Source organism: Runella sp. CRIBMP (genome assembly GCF_009905605.1).
Lineage (GTDB): Bacteria > Bacteroidota > Bacteroidia > Cytophagales > Spirosomataceae > Runella.
In genome coordinates, this window is sequence record NZ_JAAAKZ010000002.1 from 979,097 (window position 1) to 999,577 (window position 20,481).

Here is a 20,481-nt window from a genome sequence, read left to right on the forward strand (position 1 = left end):
TTTTACGACCGATATTGCTCCCGTCCGCGATACCCGCCGTCGCTATCGCCTTTGTAGACGTATTCAAGGCCACTTAATTCATTAAAAATGGCGTTGAGATTGTCCAGAAAATCTTTAATGAGGGCAAAAGCAGGAACGACGTCGTTGTGGTTATACTGAATTTTTACCAATAAATTGAGTTTTGCCTCAAACGAAGCCTGCGTCACGCCAAAACGTTGTCCAAAATAATTGTACATGTATTCTTTGTTACGTTGGGGCAAACAACGCAACGTGCCCATAAAAACCCGGGCAAATCGCGCGAAATATTCAACAAAATACGCAGGCGATGATTCGTTGAGTATCAAACGATAATGATCGTACGAGTCGGCTATGTGCAGGATTACTTTTTGGGCCAATATCCCCACATTTTTTGACCAATCGTCCTGCGCTTTCAAATACACATTCTGCACGGTAGTCTCGGCGTTTTTATCAATCTGTCCAATCAAGGCATCAAAATGGTCATAGTACCACATCAGCGTTGGATGGGCGCTGATATTCATGCACGGCGGCACGTATTCCCACTCCGAGAGCAGGTTGAATTGCTGATTTACTTTCTTGAGTTTTCCCACCACCAAATGATGAATTCCAGAGGTGTTGTGCTTGATATGCTCGGCGGTAGCGACGGCCAATCGGAGCGACGGCATCCAATAAGGCAAACGCAACGGCGATTCTTTGGGGTCAGGTTCGCCAAACGGCACTACGTTGGTGGGGTCAACAATGAGCAACACATAAAACTCCGTGCTGCGCTCATTGAGCAATTCGTTTTGAATACTTGACAACGAGCAGGTCAGTGAGGGTTGACTGGCATAAGCGGGGAATTCAATGCGCACCCCGCCTGGCGTAACAGCCCGGCAAAACGGCAGCGTTAGCTCATTGCCATTTTGGCTCAGTTGACACACTTTTCCGTCGTTGGAAGGCAGAAGGCCGTAAGTATGGGCGTTTAAGTGCGTACGGGCCACATCGCACATTGCGTCGATTGCGGCCAAATCACTGCCCAACAGGTGGTCTTTGGTGATTTTCATCCCGTCCACCCAGTTGATCGGTAAATGCTTTGAAGTTGGAGTTGCCATACGCAGGTTTAATCGGTATAACTACGCGCAATAATCGGTGTGCTCGTGGTTATGTTATTTTGAATAAAGGTTTTTTCAGGGTCAAGGTACGTTTTAAATAACCCCCAAAACGAGGAGGTATAAAAAACCCAACCCACAGCCCGGCCCGTTTGAATATCTTCAAACAAGATAGGGTTATTGGGGTCGACTTTGGTATTGTACAAATTCATCATATAATGCAGCCATTCGCCCAAAGTACGATCTTGGGGCGCTTCAAATTCGTGACCTTCCCACGTGGGGTCATTGGGTTTCTTGCTGATTCTGACCTTGACCCGCATCGTATTTCGTAATTCAATCCCTGGTACACGCGTCGTGACGGGATAATACCATTTTCGATAAACACTCGGCGGTATAGCCGTCCAGAAATCATACGATTTAATGAATACATAAGGCAACATATACCGCAAAGCGCCCAATGAAAGATACGGAATGAGCATCCCTGTTTGTTTGGAAATGAGGGAATACGAAAGGATAAAACCCGCCATCCCAAAAAACATGAGTGAGACACACAACCAAAATCCGGGAGCAAATTCTTTACGTACCAGCCACGTCGAAAAGTTTTTGTAGGCCGTTAGTAAAAAGACAACGCCCAAAATCAAAGCACCCGTTTCAAACACAATAAAACCCAACGACAGCGACGCTATTTGACTAACAATTCCTCCCAATGCCGCAAAAAGAGCAAAGACAATGAGCACGTGCATCAACAATTTTTTGGAGAAAATCGCCGATGATTTTAAATAGGCAACAATTCCTAAATTGGCTATTCCAAAGACAATATTTCCAATTAAAAGCGTAAGTATTGTTGACGACATTCCTACAATTGATTAATTACTGAATTTGAAATTAGTCTCCATTCTTCACTAAAAATACTCATAAAACCGTCGTAAAACCTAATAATGCCGCCTGACTTCCCTTATTTAACTGAAATCCATCACTAGATTTTTGGGGTAGCAATTCCAACCGCCAATCCAATTCAATCGGCACTAATAATCCAGCCAGAAAATCAACGATTTTTCGTTGTCTACCATTGGGAACATACGCTTCCATTTGGTGAGCTGGGAGTGGGCCGATAGAGATTTTCAAACAAAGGAATTGGTCGGTCAACGAAGGAGTGGCAATGACCGTATCCACGCCCAAAGCGGCCTCTCCAAGTGGTATAAAAGAGGCTTCAACTGGTAGTGATTGAACAATTGACTCGTAGTCCAGTGCCACCGAATCACCCAATAATTGCTCAAAACAATCGCGCATCCACACCAAATTCCCCGCGGCTTTGTGCGCAATGGTTGTGATTTGAAACAACGAAGCCTGCTGATTATCTGTCAAGGATAGATGGGTACTTTCGGGCCAGAAAACGGCTAAAAATTCCTTCAAAAAACCTTTATCCTGCCCCGCCAATGCTTGTTTTTCAAACTGCTCAATACGCACCCGTTGATGGGTGATGGCGTTGTCGAACGGTAAAAAAAACTGCCGGGCATCGTCTTCTTGTCGTTCTTCTTCATTCCGAATCTCTTCCCATTGCTCATCCGTTTTATTACGGCCAGTGGGGCGGTGAAAAAGGCGCTCAGGCAAGGTGTCGTACAGTCCATCGCGGGGGGTATTGACCCGGTACCACGACGTTCCAGTGAGTTCGTTGAATACTTCCTCTATTTCTGAAACATCGCGTTCGTAAAAATACGCCGATGAGCGCTCGGGATAAATGACAATTTCTTCTTTCCGACAAAACCCGCTCGCAATCAATTCATCCACCACAGCCTCTACCCGAAGCCGCCTGACAGGCAATTGATCCAAGGCTGATTTGAGTTCTTCGGGTGACATAGGTGATTTTAGTGGCTTGGTTGATTAAAAGGAAGGTGGAAGTAAGAATTTGGAAGTATGAAGTCAGAAATCAACCTGCACTTACGTCACTGTTCCGTTGACCAACATCCGAATGGGCAAAACGCCCGACGACTGTTCTTCCAACAAATGTTTGATGCGTAAACTATACTCCGACCATTGCTCGGGCGGAAGCGGTTTAGCAGGATTAGGCGTAAGATTGATGTCCAAAGTTCGCTGTAGTCCCTGATACTGAGAGGCTCCCATACTGAAGCCCTTGCTGATTTCCACCCGCTTTAATTTATCGCCCAGTTCGGCAAAACACACCGCTTTGTAATCTTCCATCGTCACGGCGCGCCCCCGGGTAAGGATTGCTTTTTTGAAAACGGGTAAATTATCGTCTCCCTGCAACGGGCGCTGCCCGCCTTTGGTGGTGGTGAGGAGCATGGTCATGTCGTCCGTAAAAGCAATATTTGCGCGGTCTCGCATGAGTTTAGTGCCAAATGCGAGATTGTTGGCAGTATCTGCTTTCGTGGTCCAATAGCGCACGCTGAGTCGCCCGTTTTTTTCGGTGGTTTTGGCACTGATAAACCAGTTTTGAAAATTATCTTTTTTTATAATGTTGCTGATGCGTTCCAACCGCTTACGAATTTCTTCCACGTCGTTTTCGATTTCACCGCGCCCCAAGGCCATAAACATGGCTCCTTCGTCCCGCAGTAAATCCACCAAATACGACAAAATTTCGGAAGCATCGCGCTCATCAAAACGCGCCACTCCACCCTGTCGGAGCAAATACTGATTACCTGTTTCTCGATTGAACTGCTGCACGTTGGCGAGTTTAGCCCCCGTAGGGGTCTCAACCTCAATCATATCCAGAAAAAAATCGGTCTCTTCGGTACGAATGGGAAATACATTAAACAACGCCCGCAATTCCTGAAAATTAGTAACCGCCCGCCGGTTCACCACGGGAAAAGCGTTTACATCGAGGTACATACGTGACAAAATTTCTGGCGATAAAGCACCGGGAAATTTGATTTTTATCCAAAACAATTCTTGCACAAAATACCGCTGAAGCTCATCAGGGCGCAAGAAAGAGGCAATGGCTTCGGGATATTTTTTCTTTTGGCTTTGAATCGGAATTTCTTGGCCCGTTAGTCGATTGCGGCTGCTAACGCTTAGTACCTGCCCGTCGTATTGACGTTGTACCGTCCGCTCAATCCGGGTCGAAGCGCCCAGTTCATTGGCCAGGCCGTCAAAAGGTTTTTTGTTGACCAACCCCTGCACTACCTGAAGTTCTTCGGTGTCGGTAAACATCCGTACGTCCAATAAACGGCTCAGATGGGTTGCGCGTGAGGGGTCATTGCGCCAATCAAAAAAGAGCGCAAGGTCATCAAGGGCTTCCAATTCTTCGTTTAAAGACAGGCCAATCCAGACTTCATCCAACGGCAACGCTTGGTCCATAAAAAACTCACGCGGTGCCCCCCCCATACCCATCTCTCGGATGCGGCTTTGCATGATGACGGTATTCAATCGGAGATTATGCAACGTATACTCCCCCACCGATGAGAAAAAAAACTCTTTTCCTGCCAAAGCGCAGCTGAATGTATGTTCTGGCAACACATCGAAAGTAGGGTCAAGGATACCCGCTTTCATCATGGCATGGGCGGGTTGTGGCCCCGTCAGTACCTCTGGTGTAAGCAAATGGGCCAAGCGCTGCACCACCCGGCTCCGCGAATTGTCTAACTCGTGATGAACATTTTCGAGCCCCGTGGCAAAAGCGCCTAATAGCATCCCGACGAGCGGATCAAAGCTCTCGATGGCCAAATCGCTTTCGTCATAATGCCACAAACGCGCAATTTCCCGAATCATTTCGCTTCGGATTTGTTCACGGGTTTTGTATCGTTGGGGTTCGTTGTACATAGTTAGGGGTTATGGGTGAGCCATTTACCTCAAGAATACCTTACTAATCGAAACTTCATGTCTTTCAAGCGTTCCTGCGTCTGCACTAATGTACTTGAAATGACAATCTGAATATAGCGACAAATGCGGGGGCTTCCACCTTCTACTTTTTCTTCTACATCCGTAATTTCAATATCAACTTTAATAATCGTAATTCGCGGTTCAAATTTTTTGAGGTATTCTTCCACCGACCGTTTGATTTGGTCTTTGCTGGGTGTATCTCTCAATTGCCGAAAATCATAGCCATGAATGATACATCCGTAATTATGGTCAAAATGAAACTCCTTGGGTTTGGAAGCCAAGTAAAGTGATATATTTTGGGCAATGGAATCTTCTACCGAGATTTTTTCGGTAAATTGGCGCTTCATCAGTGCCCCAAACGAGGGCGGAACGGGGTAATATTCGTCGGCCATAATCAATTGATTTGAATAATGCCTGCTTTCATGGTCGCCATTGGGCCACCTTTAAGCTCCAATTGGGCTCCAGCTTCTACTTTGGCGTTGGCCGTTGCTTTGATATTTACGTTCATTCCTTCAATATCCACATCCGTGTCAGATTTTAGTTTATAGCTCTTGGCTTGGATATCAATCTTGTCTTTTGACGTACCCTTGATATTGTCTTCTCCGTGTAACACCAAATCTTCCGACGCTTTGATATTAATTTTTGAAGCACTGAGATTAATGCTACCCGCACTAATATTGACTGAACCTTTGCTTTTGATATTTATATGAGATCCACCATCCAGTGATAGTTCAATTTCATTTTTATTTTCTTTGTTAAAAATTTTAATGTTTTCCTTCCCGTCAGTATCGTCAATAATAATGTGATTACCACCCCGGGTAATGATTCCTTTGATGTGATTATCTGCTTTAAATAATTCATCACCAGGCATGCGAGTGCCCCCGTCGTTGGCGTATAAACTTCCGCTTACGTAAGGGAGATCTGGATTGCCAAACTCAAAGTCTACCATCACCATATCGCTCACCTCGGGGATAAAATACCCTTTTGAACGACCCGTCATCATGCTAGACACCCGAATAAAGGGCGTTGTGTCACCCTGCGGCTGCCATCCAAATTGGACCTTAACTCTTCCTAATTTCAAGGGATCATCTGTAGCTCTTACCTGCGCAATTTGCGGTCTGGCAATAGGTGCCACAATACGATAATCAACGGGCGGGAAAGTACTATCCTGCGGAACCGCCTCAAAATTAGCTTGATATACCCCACGTGCATCCACAAAATGATTCAACCGTGTCACCACAAAAGTGCCGTATTCGATGGTATCTGTACGTCTTCCATCTATAAATACTGGCTCAGTGATGTTTACCAAGCCACCAATTTTCATCTCCATTTCGGGGCTGCGTCCCGTAAACACAGCCAATTTATTGGACTGCTCGCTTCTCTTGAGTTTCACCGCTGTTTTAAGGCTACTCTCGCTGACATGGTCTGTGAAGTTGATATTCATCAAATCGTCGGCAAAAACTTCCTTAGAACGGTCAAATGTCATTTGAGAAAAAGAGCTAAGCCCCTCTACTTGTTCACTTGTCGAATCTGCTTTAAATAAATCAAACGCCTCATAATTAAAATACGCTGCCTTAAAATTGAGGGGTGTTACCCGCAATCCGTATTCCATATCAAACAAATTGGTGCCATGGGTCAAGGCTACCGTGGGGGAAGTTTCCCGAATATTTTTGCCAAAAATCAACGATCGTCCGTCATAAAACATCCATTCGCCAAATTCTTCGGCCAAGCGTTGCAAAAAATGGAAGTTATCTTCCTCATACTGCGTCACGTAAGGAATGGGCGTACTGTTGGCCGGAGCCATACTTGAGGCAAAGGAAAAAGGAGAAAGTACCTGAGAAACAATATCCATCAACGATTTATCAGTAAAACTGCGGGTTGTTACCCCAGCGGCCAATTGAATGGTTGGGCTTAATCCCGAAATCAGGTATGTACTCGATTGACTTTGCCCCTTAACTAGCCGAATCGACGTGACGATTCCCGAAAAAATTTGCGTTTGTTCAGTTACACCTAACCGACCCTGACGCAGGGTAATGGCGGCCGTTTTCCCCACAAATTTTTCTGCCAGTTCTTTCAGCTTTATAAACCGATTGGCGAGCATATCAGGCGATACGCTGATCTCGAAATCGTGGTGACTTTCAAACCGTTGACCAATCCGCAGGTGATTGACGCGCCGAATGGTTTCACCGTTGATGGTGATTTCAGTGCTGGCAGTAAAAGTATTGGTGAGAGCCATGATGTAACGTGTAACTTGCTAAAAATAAAAAGTATCAATCTAACAAAAAAGCAGTTGTGCCACATTAGCGAGGGTTTATTTCGCAGAATGCGGCACAACCAAAGGCTTAGAGGCTACTCTCTTTTCAATTTCAATTTTTGCCCGTTGACGTCCAAGTCCCGTGAGCAGATGGTAAAAGTTTGGGTTCCTGTGCCTGCTCCTGCCAAGTTGAATGTCTCGCTAAAATTGACTACCGAGGCATCGTTAAATTTAATGGTTCGCAATTCTTCACCTTTTTGGTTTACAAATTTGATTTCACCGTCGATGTCGTCTTTGTGTTGGAGGGTCATCAACTCAATGATTTTCGCATTTGCGTTACGGGTTTCGATGGTTACGTCGATGTTGCCACCAAATACTTCTGAAGTAGTTTCGTTGGTATGAGGATTTACGTGTTGGTGAAACGAGTATGAACAATGTAGTACTTCGAATTCAGTGCCGTCGATTTTGATGGTTGCCTTGTGTGCCATGGTTGTAAGCGTTTTGAGGTTAAAATGTTTATGAGTGAAAAATAAATGATTGAATTCCTACTTGTTTGGTTAATGTTGTTGTATCTCCTTAATACTTTGGCTGAAACTTCTTCTCAAATTCTCTCAAAAAGGTTTCAAGAGGCACGGAGGAAGGTGTTTCGGTGGCTATTCCTGTTTGGTATTCTACAATAATCGCGGGAGTGCCAGGCCGTGTATCATTTGGATTGCGGGTCTCAATGTATTTTTCAGTTGTGAAAATAAATATCCATCCATAAGGTTTTGTGATGGTTTGTTCTTCCCACAGTACTATATCTTTTGCGGGAGAAAATGTAGCCATTTTTTCGAGTGCAATCGTCCGTGCTTGATAGTAGTCAACCATTTTATTTTTGGCTAATTTTTGTTGTTTTTTTTGTCCAACACAATACGTTTGACAAACTGCAATGAGCATCAGATACAACCAATATCGTTTCATCCTAAGGTTCGATTTAGTTGAGTTATGGCACTGGACTCGCGGCATAGGTAGTAGTTCCGCTGGGATTGTATCGGGCATTGGCAACAGCAGGGTCGGTAATAAACCCTCGGTCTTGCCCGGGCCCCCAATTTTGTCCTTCCATCACTCCCGTCTGGCCGTTAACGTTTGCTACAACTACTACATGAGAGCTTCCATTACCATAATCAATGCCAACAACTTGCATAGTACCGGGTCCGCCAGCTTGTACTTGGTTAAAGACCGTATTGAGGTTGGTAGGGTTATTGAAGTCAATATTAACCCCCAAACGACTATTAATTTCTGCCCATGACCCGTCTCCTCCTGCAGGGGCAGCTCCCCCCGTACCAGTACGTATCATACTAATAACTTGGTCGATGATGTGCCCACAATTGACAACTGAATTGGAGTTGTTAATAAAACCCAAGATAAAAGCAATAGTAGCGGGGGTTAAGGTCGAAACGTCTAAATCGCCTACCAACACTGTAAAATTACCCAATACAATATTTCCGCCGTGGGTAGTTATGTCACCCAGTCTAGCGGCGGGTTTCCCTCCAATAAACACCCCCAATGAGCCCAAAGCAATACTATCAGGCGGCCCAGTACATACGCACATGTTACCAAAAGTTGCCGCAAACTTGCCCCCAATCAAAACCGTCGGCGTGCCCGGAGGTAAGATGGGGCCTCCTACGTGAGGGACAGGCGGTGTTCCAGGCGTAATCATCGGACAAACGTGCATGTCGCCTACAGCAGCAGCGGGCTTTCCCATCTTTGTGTCTTTTTAATGGGTGTCACTCCTTGCAGGGAATGACACCCTCTGGAGTTTTATGGTTTCAATTCCGAATCCCAATCCCCTTTGGTACCTGTCATGTTGATGGCAAATACTTTGGCCGGGAAGAAAGGCTTCAAATCCATGTTCACAATCACGTGAGTAGGCTTCTGCGGATGGCGCTTTACTTCCAGATTGCGATAATCTTCGATGATTTTGCCCGGTCCGCGAATCTCCGCCAAGAACTTTGAAATCTGCTTTTTGATGTCTTCCAACATCTTATTGTCGATGTTCTCAAACGTACGACGATTCAGAAAATCTTGCATGATTTTGCCAATCCAGTCAAACACACGTACCACACTGTACGTTTGTAAGCCCACGTTGTCGCCGTCGAAGAGGGTTTTGGCCGACTGCGGCACCACGCGCCCCCACTCATAAATCAGCGGAATCAGACCTCTGTTTTCCAATTGCGCCACTTCGTTTTTACGCATCGTGAAGCGCGTTCCACTGGCCATTTTGAGTTTTCCGTTGGCCAATCCCGCCGACGGTTGAGCAATGTTGCCCCCCCAAAGCAAGCCCGCCAAGGCCATTGAAGGAGGAATAAACAAATGGTCTTCTTCGCCGATTTCGGTATTGGCTTCGCGGCCCACTACCCAGTTGCATGGCATCATCACGTGTGCTTTGTGTGGGTCTGAGCCCGTCAGCTTATCGCGATCAAACATGGCCTCTACGTCTTCGGCGCTATCGAGGTGACGATAATCCGTAATCATCATCACTTTGTTTTGGTGCGCCAGTTCGGCCCATTTATCAACGATGATATTTTTCTTCAACCAACCCGGCAACACAATCAGAGAATAGTTGTTGGTCAGGTCAAAACGGTCATAATTATCGCGTAATTCCTTGGCTACCTGCTCAAAAATACCCGTCGGGTTGCTGAATCCGTCGGTATCGGTAGTGTGCTCCAATCCAGCGTCAAAGAGTACCAGATTTTTCACTTTTTCTTCGGCGGTATTTTCAAAAAACAATGCCAACGAGCGGTAAGAGCGTTCCAACTCTTCGGTCTGGGTCAGACAATTGCGTAGGTTGGCTTTTAATGTTTCGCTCGCCGAAGTGGCTTTTTGCTCTGCTTCGGCAATCATATCGGCCACGTTGTCGTGGGCCGTAAGTAAGTCGGCCACCGCCTGAAGGCGTTTTTTGAGTTTTTTGCGGTCGGCTTTATTTTCTTCCTCTTCCAAAAACATGCTTTTCCGCGCCTTTTTGGTGGGGTCCATGTTTTCGGTTCCGTCAACGATGGTTTTAATGAATTCAAAACCGCCGTATTTGGTAAGTTGCTGTACTGTCTGGGTTAAAGGACGCGGCGCAACCTTTTCTTTGACGAGTTCTTTTGATTGAGGTATTTGTTCTTCCTGTGCCATGGAGGATAGTTTTTTCGATAGTGGATTATTTGGTTAGGTTCTTTAACTGGAAAACCCAATTGCTTAGAGATATTACAATTTTATTCTCCGTCAACGTCGTCCAATTCGGCAATCATCGCGTTGAGGGCTTCCACGAATGCCGCTTTGCCCACGGGGTCTGCTAACAGTTTTTGGAATACTTTATTGGTCATCAAGCGTTTAATCAACGTTTGATAATCATCCTCCTTGCCTTTTAGCTCCTGCAAATAGCCGCTTTGCTCAATCATTCCTTTGACGGTGAAGGCCGACATACTCGTAAAATTGAGGGTTTCGTTCACTTCCTGGCCATCTTCGGTCGTGTGACTTACATCTACTTGGGGTTGGAAATGGTCAAAGGCATCTTGGAGTTTTTGGATACCTTCTACGGGAGCTTGGCTCATAGAATCAGCCGTAAACTTACTGATAATGGCCGTTTTGTTGTCGTGGAGGAGCTTGATTGCTTCGCTGGTACCTTCGTCGATTACGACGCCGCCCAACTGGGGTTTTTCGATTGCCATGGTTAAGGTTTATTAGTAGGTTATGCTTTAGTAATATTACAAAGGTAAATACTGATTCTCAAGGATTTTATCGTGAAACTACGTGATTTAAAAATCGGGTAGTTCTACGTAATACGCTGTTTTCAGGGTCTTGGAATAGGGCGATAAAACCACCATCTGCCACTGACCGAGATTCCATCGCCGCTCTGAAAATACAAGGTATTTTGTTGAACCCGGCGCGACCCGTTGACATTGCACTCAAACACATCAATCACTCCGTCGGCCCAAACTGCCTCTACAATTGCCGAATGGTGCGGGCGGGTTTGATAAGCCCCGTCAGACTCCGAATAGCGATAGTTTCGCATCTGGATAATATCGCCGGGGGCCAGATTGGCTAGGGTTGTAGGCGTTCCCCACACGTAATCGGCATTTGCAGTGACGCCGCTTGCTCCCATGATACTGTTGGAAGTGCGCGCTCCCGACTCCCGAAGTGTTGTTTCGACCATGGTCCAACATTCCCCATTCCCAATTTGTGTTCCTACCCGAGTTGTTATCCAAGCAACGATTGTTTGATTTACTGGCATGACTGTGTCGTTAAGTGTGTGTTTTCATTTATTGTAATACTGAACAAAGTTACCACCTCACTTTCAAGGATTTTATAGTGGAACTACCTGATTTTCAAAATGCGTATTCCTACGTGTTGCTAAGTACTTAGGCATTTTTACCCTACGTTCTCTTTAGGGACAATGCAAAAACACGGTTTGCACGCTATTGGCAGTATCTCTCGAATCTACCGCATTGCCAACATACCATGAATCCAAGCTTCGCCAGCCAATACTACCTTTATTGACCGGAGAGGGGTCGTAGATTAACACGTTTCCTGCTTTAATGCCCGCAATGACCACAATATGGCTTATGCCATTGACCCATAACGGCCCATATTGAAACAACCAATTTTCAATCGCATCTTCGGTGGGCGACAATGGTGGAACAGCCACCAAGCCCAGTCGCTTGGCCATCGAAATAATCTGCGGATTCTGAATCCCACTATCCAATGCGTAGATTGATTTACTTCCCGCATCTTCGCTTGGGTCAAGAATCCCCATTTCCGACATTTGGAACCTTTCTCTCCGCCAGTTAATCAGCATTTGAGCACTGGCATACCAGCACGACATTCCTTTGTCCTGCGGTATTAGTTTCATATTTGGGACAGTGTAAGCCATGGTATTAATCGTAATTAATGAATGGTCTTAGTTTTAATTTTTATGCCGTATTGTTCATCAATTAGTTGTGTTTCTAAGCACAAAAAGCCTTCACCACGAACCTCCGAGCGTTAATTTCGCTTCATTTGAGGTAGCTGAAAACCTAAGGGCGGCATCCCCTCCAATCCTCGTTTCAAACGAGCCCCATATTTTAGCTTCATCTCCCAGCCCCGATACAGTTGCTCGAAGCCCAGTAGCTTCGCCGATGTAAAGCTGTACGCCCACCTCCGCCCGGGAAAGCAAACCCAAGGTAGCTTTACTGAGTTTTGGTAGCACTGGTCCGTGCGTTGCTAAACCTTCCAAAAGACTTTCCTCATCCAATGAATCCGTAAGACCTACGTACGGCCCCAAAAATGAATTCCGTCCGAGGTGCAGCGTTGGAAAATAACTCGGTATCAAATCCCAATTCAAGTGACCTTCCATTCCTTTGAAATAGTACACTCCTAGCCCTGCGACAATGCCGTGCGTATCAATATGTATATCACAATCCTGCTCGTCAATCTCAATGTGTATTGACCTCGCCTTTCCTATTTGTCGAAAGCCCACTCCGTGCGTAGCGAGCTGCATAAACCACCCTAAAACCGTACTGGTACTGTCTAAATTAAACTCCTGACTTCCCAATAAGGCATTTGTAAGCCCATCGGGATTTTTGCACTGAAACTTAAAACCGACATGCGTACCTATTTTATACTCTGAATTGGGTTTAACTTTAATACCAAACCGATCAAGGTCAATAATAATCGGGCTCGTGCGCATCATGGTTTTAATTTCGCTCACAATCTGCGCTCTTTCTTCTTCGTTCATGGGCTATTAAAATTAGTTTGCGACCTTTATTCAGCTTCTTTCACCCACTCAAACTCACCGTTTTCGCCCACTTTCAGCGTCACCGAGCTTCCCTTGCTGAGTTCACCCGACACAATCATCCGCGACAGTGGCCGACGAATACGGTTGCGAATCACGCCCCGAATCGGCCTTGCCCCGTATTTGGGCGTAAAGCCCTCCAAGGCCAACGCCTTGCGTGCTTCGTCTTCAATCTTCAGCGTAATACCCTGTTTTTCCAGCAACACCACTAACGGCTTGAGCTGGATATTGAAAATATTGACCACCGCATTCTCCGTAATCGGACTGAATGGAATGATTTCCGTCAAGCGCCCCAAAAACTCAGGGCGGAAGTGCTTGGTCATCAAATCCAACACGTCGTTGGAGGCAGGAATTTTGCCCTTCCCAAACTGCTCCACTATCCAATCCGCACCAATGTTGGATGTGAATAAAATGATGGCATTGCTGAAATCCCCCTCCCGCCCCAGACGGTCGTGCAGCGTACCTTCGTCCAGAATCTGTAAAAACAGGTCAAAAACCGATGGGTGCGCTTTTTCGATTTCGTCAAACAACACAATCGCAAAGGGCTGTTGTTTGATTTTGGTCACCAACAATCCCCCCTCTTCATAGCCCACGTAGCCCGGAGGCGCACCGTACAGCACCGCCGCCGAATGCTCTTCCTTAAACTCCGACATATCGAAACGAATCAGGGCTTTTTCGTCGTTGAATAGAAAATCGGCCATCGTTTTGGCCAACTCCGTTTTGCCCGTTCCCGTGGGGCCTGAGAAGAAAAATGACCCAATCGGCTGTCCTGGACGGCTCAGCCCCGAGCGATTTTCCAGAATGGCATCCGAAATTACTTTGATGGCGTGGTCTTGTCCCACCACCCGTTTTTTGAGGTGTTCGTCCAATTGCAGCAGTTTTTCCCGTTCTTTGGACTGAAGTTTTCCGAGCGGAATCCCCGTTTTGTGCGCCACTACGGCCGCAACATCGTGTTTTTCCACCGTCTCTTTTTTCTGACCACCCAAAGTTTCCAGTTTTATCAGCAGCTCCGTCAGGTAATCCGCCACGGCTTCTGGCAATTCCATTTGGGCAAGTTCCGTTTCTTCTTCCAACTGTCCCAACAAAATCGGGCTGAGTCGGTGCTGCAACTGGCGTTCAAACCAGCGCAGCTCTTGGGTGTATAAAAGCGGGTCGCCGCTCCCATGCGACTCGCGAAGGTTTGAAAGCTCGGTGCGTAAAAAGTCAATCTCGCGCTGCGTGGTTTCGGACATGAGTTTCATGGCCGCCATCGTGCGGTCGATGAGGTCAATGGCGGCATCGGGCAGGCGGCGGTCTTTGATGTAGCGCCGCGCCAGCCGAACGGTCTCGTTTATGGTTCCTTCGCCCACTTTGATTTGGTGATGGTCTTCAAAAAGCGAAACGACTTTGCCCACCATGCGACCCGCGGTGGTTTCGTCGGGCTCTTCCACTTTGACTAGTTCGAAACGACGGCTGAAGGCTTCGTCGGGTTCCATGAATTTTCGAAACTCGTCGAGCGTGGTGGCGCCAATGACGGTCAACTCCCCGCGCGCCAGTTCGGGTTTGAGCAAGTTTACCAGTCCCATGGCTCCGCTTTGGGGGTCCATCAGCACGTGGATTTCGTCAATAAAGAGCAAGGCCCGTTCGTGCTGTTTGACTTCGGCAATGATATTTTTGAGACGGTCTTCGATTTCACCTTTGTAAGAAGCCCCCGCAATGAGCGCACCCATATCGAGCTGAAAGAGTGCGGCTTTTTGCAGATGCCCCGGCACCTGCTCTGCCACAATCAACTGCGCCAATCCTTCGACCAAGGCGGTTTTTCCCACGCCCGGCTCACCCACAATGATAACGTTGGGCTTTGTACGTCGGCCCAGGATTTCGACCATCATGCGGGTTTCTTTGTCGCGGCCGATGATGGGGTCGAGTTTGCCCTCGCGGGCAATGGCCGTTTTGTCAACGCAGTATTTCAACAATGCCTGCGCGGAGGCGTTGCCTCCCACCGAGGTGGGGGTGCCTTTGGCGGGAGAAGAACCGTTTTCTGGAGTGACCGCACTTTGAACACCCGCCGAAGCCATGACTTTTCCCAAAATCTCGGTTTCGGTAAGCGGAAAGGATTTCAGTTGGTCTTTTTGAAAGCCCACTCCCGGGCGCGCAATCGCGGCCAAAACGGCCAAGGGCGTCACCTCCTCCTCACCCAATTTCATCCGGATAACATCCGAAACTTCAAACACCGCCTGCACTTGTGCGTCTCCACGGATAGAATCCCCGAGCCGAGCCGACTTAGGGTATTTTTCAACCCGGATATCAGCCCAATCACGCAGATAATGAATATCTACGTCCCAGATGGCCAAGACGCTGGACAAACCCACATCATTGTGCAACAATCCTTTCAATAAATGCCCTGGCGAAAACGTAGCGTGCTGGTTTTCTTTGGCTACCGACTGGGCAATCTGAACGGCTTGTTTGAGGTCATTACTGAAAGTTAGTGTCGAGAGCATAGAGTAGAGATTGGAGATGCTACAATCAAACTTATACAAAGAGCCAATGAATAGCAAGAAGTATTGAGTAAACGGTAAAGGCTAGTGAGAGAGTGGAGATTTTTACTTTATCGTCGTCTTGTTTGGTATCGAGTTCGCCATCCAGCGGTTAGCATCCTGCTAAATGCTGGCGTGTTTCGAATCCCTTCCAAGGCTTCGGCAGAAGCCGCTAATTCAGTCGTTTTAGAACTCCAATAGTTGACCAAATTTGGGTTGACGGCGCCGTAACAAATCATGTACATGTATACATCGCACAAACCTTCATCCTGGCCTCCACTACGAGAGTGGCCTCCAGAAGTACTTTCGGAAATCAACCTATCTCTGACACTCGTCTCAAAACGACGATAGTTAATTTCTCCTTGATGGGTCATTACATGCCCAATTTCATGAATAAGGGTAGGAGAAAATCCGTTATCATAAAAACTCCACAAAGCACCATACGTAATAATTATCCCTCTGGAATCATCCAAAGCGGCAGTGTCGGCATAATCTCTACTGGGATTTACCCCTCCTGTAAAACGCATACTGTTGCTTAGGCCAGCATAATCATTGAGAATGATTCCCAAAGGTTTTCGTTGTACAAACAATTCTAAATGAGAAGGAGGAAGTTCTTCCAAAGTTGCTTCTAAAAGCCTAAAATGTTGGGTAGTACCGCGATACACGTTTATTCTTATGCCTTCATGAACAGTAATTATCCCATCTTGAAGCATATAGGGCATTCTTTGTACGGGAAAATCCCGTCTTCCAATACGTACACTTTCCCATGAGCTTGTTCCGTCTGGCCCTACAAGCAAATCTCTCAACGCGGCTCTTTCGTGGCCATATCCTGCACCTACCCTAACATCTATTTCGACGGGTTCAGTCGTATATTCAATCATAGTTCAAATCCTTTTTATTCCACCCAAGTTGCTTCGCTCTCTATGCCAAGAAGTCTCATCCTAATGATGTCAAATTTAAATCTGCTTTGTTACTTTTTGAATAGCGTTGTAGTATACAATCTGAAACTTACTTAACAGTAAAGAATTATCGATGTTGAAACAACCATTGACTCAGCGGCTCCTCTTTTACTTCCATCAAGTCGCTGATGAGCCAGCCAGTATTGCCTTTTTCACGGGTAAAATCCTCTAATTTCATCACCCAACCTTTGATACCCGTCAAAAAAACCGTGACCCGCTCGCATTCATTAAACTTAATGAGGCGACTATCGACGGCAAAAATAAAAGCACTCAGCGCGTCGAATCGAAAGGTAGAATCGGTGTAACTCCGCAACGGAACACCCGCGTGCAGTTCATTCGACAAACTCAGGAAATTGGTTTCGTGGGCATTAGGGACAATACCGCGCGTTTCAATTTTCTGCTCCAATTGCTCCATAAAAGGATCTGACGCTCCCTGCAACACCCATTGATGCCGGTCGTTGGAAACCTTGCGGCGAAACAATAAATCGGCAAGGCTCTGCGTCCCGAAATAATCTACATTGCACGAGGTAATACAATAGATTTGCTCGTCAAACTTATTCAAAAACAGAGAATTACGCTCATCACAAACCAGCTCTAGAAACCGAATGAGTTTCTCGCGTGCAGGCCCTTTTTGCCATTTGGTATCTTCAGAATTGACAAGTTGCTCCAGATAGGCTAATCGAAAGCGGGCAGTTTTGAGGGAGTCAGGGGCTTTTTGACCGTTTGGAAGGCGTGCTGCGTTGAACCGGTCAAAAAAATCATCCAGCTGCTTTACTTCTTGAACAGTAGATTCGGGGGTTTTTATCCGTTTTACGGCCGTTTGCGCCCACGCCGAACACGCGGTTGCTGCCAGTAAAATAAAAACAAAAAAACAACGCATGGGCAGTAACGTATAAAGTACAAACTCCCTTACTCCTGTAACATTGTCGGCAAATCCCTCCTTTAATTGATGGGCTTTCCGGGCGTTTTGGTTTCGGTCACTTTGATGTTTCCGAACTTAATAATCCAGCGATTTTGCTTATAAAAATCCTCATCCATCAGATTTTGCAGCGACACATCCACGTCTTTGGTGGTTTTGTCCTGATACATGATGTTTCCTTTTTCGTCTTTCCCCCTAAATTCCTGCGAAAAAGTGGCCGTAGTGTAATAGCCCCCGTCGGCACCCTTACGGTAATCGCCCACGTAAGTCGCATCATAAAAAGTAATCTCTACCTGCGGATATTGCAGGGCCTTTAATCGCCTAAAATAATCTCCGACGCTACGCGAAATCACTGATGAACCTTTTTTGCCCGACGAAACCTGAACCACGGAGCCCGGTTGAAACAATTTTATGGCCTCTTTGATGGCTTTGTCCCGATTTTCATCCGACTGTTTTTTATCCGAAATGATTTGGATGTACTCCTGCAAACGCAAAATTTGCTGTTCAGTACGTTTCTTAAACTCTCCGTCCAATTCTTCCCGGGTCGGATCTTTGATTTCACCCTCATAGGCAGGAACCGACCCATTGTTCACGTTTCGATTCGGCAGTGGTTGCTGAGCATGGGCCAACCCACCGACCAACAGCCACCCCAATAGCATCCTAATACAATATTTACATTTCATTGACTATCATTTAGTTGCAATGCCCAACAAGTCGGGATTGATGATTGCTTCCGCCTCAGCTACTGATTCGTAGGTTCTAAAATTCCGCACATTGATTTTGAGTTTCAGGCCAGCTGTTCCCAGTTCGTAGGTGCCTTCCATCAAAAACTCTTCGTTGGGAACCGCCTTCAGAGGGTCCCATTCTTCGGCATTAATCCATTTAATCTTTTTGAGTGCCAACGACGTCGTCAACTCATTTTCTATCTTATAAGTATATATTTCTTCACTTTTACCATCCTTTTTCATAAAATGCTCGCCCACCAGGCGCTTGGTGGTGGGCGGCAGTTTACTTTTCAGATTCTCAACCAATCCATTCAAGGTGGATGACAATGACATCAACTCATTTTTCTCATTGGCTTCTTTTTTCTCCCATTCTTCAGCCGTCGGAAAAACGGCGATTGTTGTGGGAATTTTCACCTTTTCTACGCCTTTCACCGACAATTGCCGACTGTCCCATTTGCCGTTTGATTGCCGGTACCGGTCAAAGACAATTTTAATTTGAAGTAGATTTTCCTGCGTTACCGTAACCCCCAAAAAATCCTTGCTTTTGGACTTTCCAGTAAACGTTTTTGAGACGTAAACATCAACGTAAGGGATGCCCTTTTCTGAAAACAAAATAGGAGAAAACCGCGCATCATCCGACTGAAAATCAACCTGATAACTATCGTACCATAAAAATAAATTATTAAGGTAGCTCTCTGCTTCGTAAGCCTCAGGAAATTTGCCCGCCAGAATTAGCTCACTCGGAACGATGTCATTGCCGATGCTTACTTTATCGCCTTTTTTGAAGCAAAGCCTAACTAGCTCCTTTTGAAAATTACTCTTGGTTTCAATGTCTTCGTCGGCTGACCCCATCGAACGGAGATTAAAGTAAAAATTGTTTTCTAAAAACTCCCCAATCTTAACGATCAAATTATGAGACTCCTCCGCGCTCGGAATAGACGCTTTTGGCTTTGAAGGCACCAAAACGGGCACATCCACCTCCATTTTATCCAACAATTTGCCTTGGAGATTTTCCAAACGTAGGGTAAACTTGGCCAGAGTCCCTTTTAACAATTTGGGTGAAACGCTCAGCTTGGCCTCGTCCCCTACCGTTTTATTGGATTCTAACGGAGCAACCTTCTTGGAGGCAGGCACCAATAAACCTACGTTGGTTGGCGCTTGTACTACCTTGACAATCAGATCCTTGGAAGGTTCATCTGACTCATTCACGACAGCATATTTCAGCGTTGGTTGTGAAAGCCGAGTAATAAACCCTTCACGAGTGCCTTCCCATTGGGTCATGGTTTTGTCAAAATGAACCAATGGCGTCACGGGTTCTTGGACTGGCACGGCTATTCTTTCGCTAAAAGTGTACGTGCCACTTCCTTCTTGTACGGTTACCTCCACGGTAGCAGTGGCGGCGACAAAACTAGATGGGATAAAAAACTCACAAGGAATTGTCGCGGTTTCTCCCGCCAAAATCGTGGTTAATCCGTTGGTGCTAGGCGCTAAAGGCTGCTCATTTAAGGTGAGCGTGATACGCGGTTTGACCAACGTTCCTCGGCCTTCATTTTTGAGCAAAAGTTTAACAGCCTTGACACGCCGACCTTTTTCTAGCACCAATTTAGCATCATTTCCAGCATACAATCCAACCAGTTTTATCAGCGGTGCTGGCGGGCTGAGCGTACTAAACCTGATGGGTAGCTCATCCCAAACCGTGCCCGATTCGCTTTCCAAACTCAATATCAAGGACGCTTTGCCGTCGGTGAGCAATTGATTGGTTCTAATCGTTATTTGCACCAATCGACTGCCGCCTCCCCTTACATCTCCCACCGCCACCAAGGGCTCAAATTCAACGCCTTTGACCGGTGTAGCGGCTGCAATTCTTATCTTTCCGTTATCAAATCGTCCTTCTCCTTCGTTCCGAACGTGGATTTTGAAGGTTAAACTTCCGCCCCCTTCCACCGATTCAGCACTTTTCTCCAGTTTTTCTTTTTCAAACAACGGTTTTGGTTGCGGAATGGTCGCCAATTGGTGGTTTGACATCCATGCAGGGTCCAATTTTTGAAGAAATTCCAATGCTCGGTCCGTAGGTTCATCACGATACGATTTTTCCAAAAGCTGCTTGGCTTCTTCTTTTTTTCCCTGCATAAAATAAATAATCCCCAACTCCCGATTAGGAAAATAAGCCGCCACGCCGTTTCGCGTGGCTATGCTTTTTTTATCGACTCCCGAACCTTGCAAAGCCGCCTTTAAATATTCAATGGCTTCGGGCCAATTTTTGGATTGGCTCAGGCTTTCTCCTTTTTTGTAATACGTCACGTAGCTTTGCCCTTTTGCCTCAGAAACGGCAAAAATCAACAACAGCCCAAAAAGAAGTTTCCGTAATTTCATG

At 46.2% G+C, this 20,481-nt stretch carries 19 protein-coding genes; all 19 read right to left on the bottom strand.

The annotated features are described in order from the left end of the window. Nucleotides 1-2: 2 nt before the first annotated feature. Nucleotides 3-1,109 carry a hypothetical protein gene (locus GVN20_RS09225; RefSeq protein ID WP_147277023.1) on the bottom strand — a complete coding sequence of 369 codons (1,107 nt, stop codon included), beginning with the start codon at nt 1,107-1,109 and terminating at the stop codon, nt 3-5. 8 nt (nt 1,110-1,117) lie between these two features. Next, nucleotides 1,118-1,960: a TssN family type VI secretion system protein gene (locus tag GVN20_RS09230; RefSeq protein WP_166558024.1), complete on the bottom strand. Its 843-nt coding sequence runs from the start codon at nt 1,958-1,960 to the stop codon at nt 1,118-1,120. Nucleotides 1,961-2,018: 58 nt separating this feature from the next. After that, nucleotides 2,019-2,963, bottom strand: a complete 945-nt coding sequence (locus tag GVN20_RS09235) for a type VI secretion system baseplate subunit TssG (protein ID WP_166558025.1) — start codon at nt 2,961-2,963, stop codon at nt 2,019-2,021. Nucleotides 2,964-3,044: 81 nt separating this feature from the next. Beyond that, nucleotides 3,045-4,880, bottom strand: coding sequence for a type VI secretion system baseplate subunit TssF (locus GVN20_RS09240; protein ID WP_166558026.1), 1,836 nt, complete (start codon nt 4,878-4,880; stop codon nt 3,045-3,047). Nucleotides 4,881-4,909: 29 nt separating this feature from the next. Further along, nucleotides 4,910-5,332 (bottom strand): GPW/gp25 family protein, encoded by a 423-nt coding sequence (locus GVN20_RS09245; protein WP_166558027.1) that lies wholly within the window; start codon nt 5,330-5,332, stop codon nt 4,910-4,912. Nucleotides 5,333-5,334: 2 nt separating this feature from the next. Beyond that, nucleotides 5,335-7,176 (bottom strand): type VI secretion system Vgr family protein, encoded by a 1,842-nt coding sequence (locus GVN20_RS09250; RefSeq protein ID WP_166558028.1) that lies wholly within the window; start codon nt 7,174-7,176, stop codon nt 5,335-5,337. Between the two features lie 113 nt (nt 7,177-7,289). Then, nucleotides 7,290-7,682, bottom strand: a complete 393-nt coding sequence (gene tssD, locus GVN20_RS09255) for a type VI secretion system tube protein TssD (RefSeq protein WP_114065184.1) — start codon at nt 7,680-7,682, stop codon at nt 7,290-7,292. An 88-nt stretch (nt 7,683-7,770) separates the two neighbouring features. Beyond that, nucleotides 7,771-8,154: a YrhB domain-containing protein gene (locus GVN20_RS09260; RefSeq protein WP_166558029.1), complete on the bottom strand. Its 384-nt coding sequence runs from the start codon at nt 8,152-8,154 to the stop codon at nt 7,771-7,773. A gap of 22 nt (nt 8,155-8,176) precedes the next feature. Further along, complete coding sequence (locus GVN20_RS30000; RefSeq protein WP_166558030.1) at nt 8,177-8,938, bottom strand: PAAR domain-containing protein; 762 nt, start codon at nt 8,936-8,938, stop codon at nt 8,177-8,179. 56 nt (nt 8,939-8,994) lie between these two features. Next, a complete protein-coding gene (locus GVN20_RS09270; protein ID WP_166558031.1) occupies nt 8,995-10,353 on the bottom strand; it encodes a type VI secretion system contractile sheath protein TssC in 1,359 nt (452 codons plus the stop codon). Between the two features lie 80 nt (nt 10,354-10,433). After that, entirely contained in the window at nt 10,434-10,889 is a 456-nt protein-coding gene (locus GVN20_RS09275; protein WP_166558032.1) for a hypothetical protein, read from the bottom strand. 122 nt (nt 10,890-11,011) lie between these two features. After that, a complete protein-coding gene (locus tag GVN20_RS09280; RefSeq protein WP_166558033.1) occupies nt 11,012-11,452 on the bottom strand; it encodes a hypothetical protein in 441 nt (146 codons plus the stop codon). 153 nt (nt 11,453-11,605) lie between these two features. Then, nucleotides 11,606-12,091 (bottom strand): papain-like cysteine protease family protein, encoded by a 486-nt coding sequence (locus tag GVN20_RS09285; RefSeq protein ID WP_166558034.1) that lies wholly within the window; start codon nt 12,089-12,091, stop codon nt 11,606-11,608. A 90-nt stretch (nt 12,092-12,181) separates the two neighbouring features. Beyond that, nucleotides 12,182-12,934 (bottom strand): hypothetical protein, encoded by a 753-nt coding sequence (locus tag GVN20_RS09290; RefSeq protein ID WP_166558035.1) that lies wholly within the window; start codon nt 12,932-12,934, stop codon nt 12,182-12,184. Nucleotides 12,935-12,960: 26 nt separating this feature from the next. Then, nucleotides 12,961-15,468 (bottom strand): ATP-dependent Clp protease ATP-binding subunit, encoded by a 2,508-nt coding sequence (locus GVN20_RS09295; protein ID WP_166558036.1) that lies wholly within the window; start codon nt 15,466-15,468, stop codon nt 12,961-12,963. 107 nt (nt 15,469-15,575) lie between these two features. Further along, the gene (locus tag GVN20_RS09300; RefSeq protein ID WP_166558037.1) at nt 15,576-16,385 is read right to left on the bottom strand and encodes a hypothetical protein; all 810 of its coding nucleotides are present in this window, start codon (nt 16,383-16,385) and stop codon (nt 15,576-15,578) included. 145 nt (nt 16,386-16,530) lie between these two features. Beyond that, on the bottom strand, nt 16,531-17,343 hold the full coding sequence (locus GVN20_RS09305) for a hypothetical protein (protein WP_166558038.1): 813 nt from the start codon (nt 17,341-17,343) through the stop codon (nt 16,531-16,533). Between the two features lie 62 nt (nt 17,344-17,405). After that, entirely contained in the window at nt 17,406-18,065 is a 660-nt protein-coding gene (locus GVN20_RS09310) for a hypothetical protein (RefSeq protein WP_166558039.1), read from the bottom strand. Nucleotides 18,066-18,071: 6 nt separating this feature from the next. Next, nucleotides 18,072-20,480: a tetratricopeptide repeat protein gene (locus GVN20_RS09315; RefSeq protein ID WP_166558040.1), complete on the bottom strand. Its 2,409-nt coding sequence runs from the start codon at nt 20,478-20,480 to the stop codon at nt 18,072-18,074. Nucleotide 20,481: the final 1 nt, after the last annotated feature.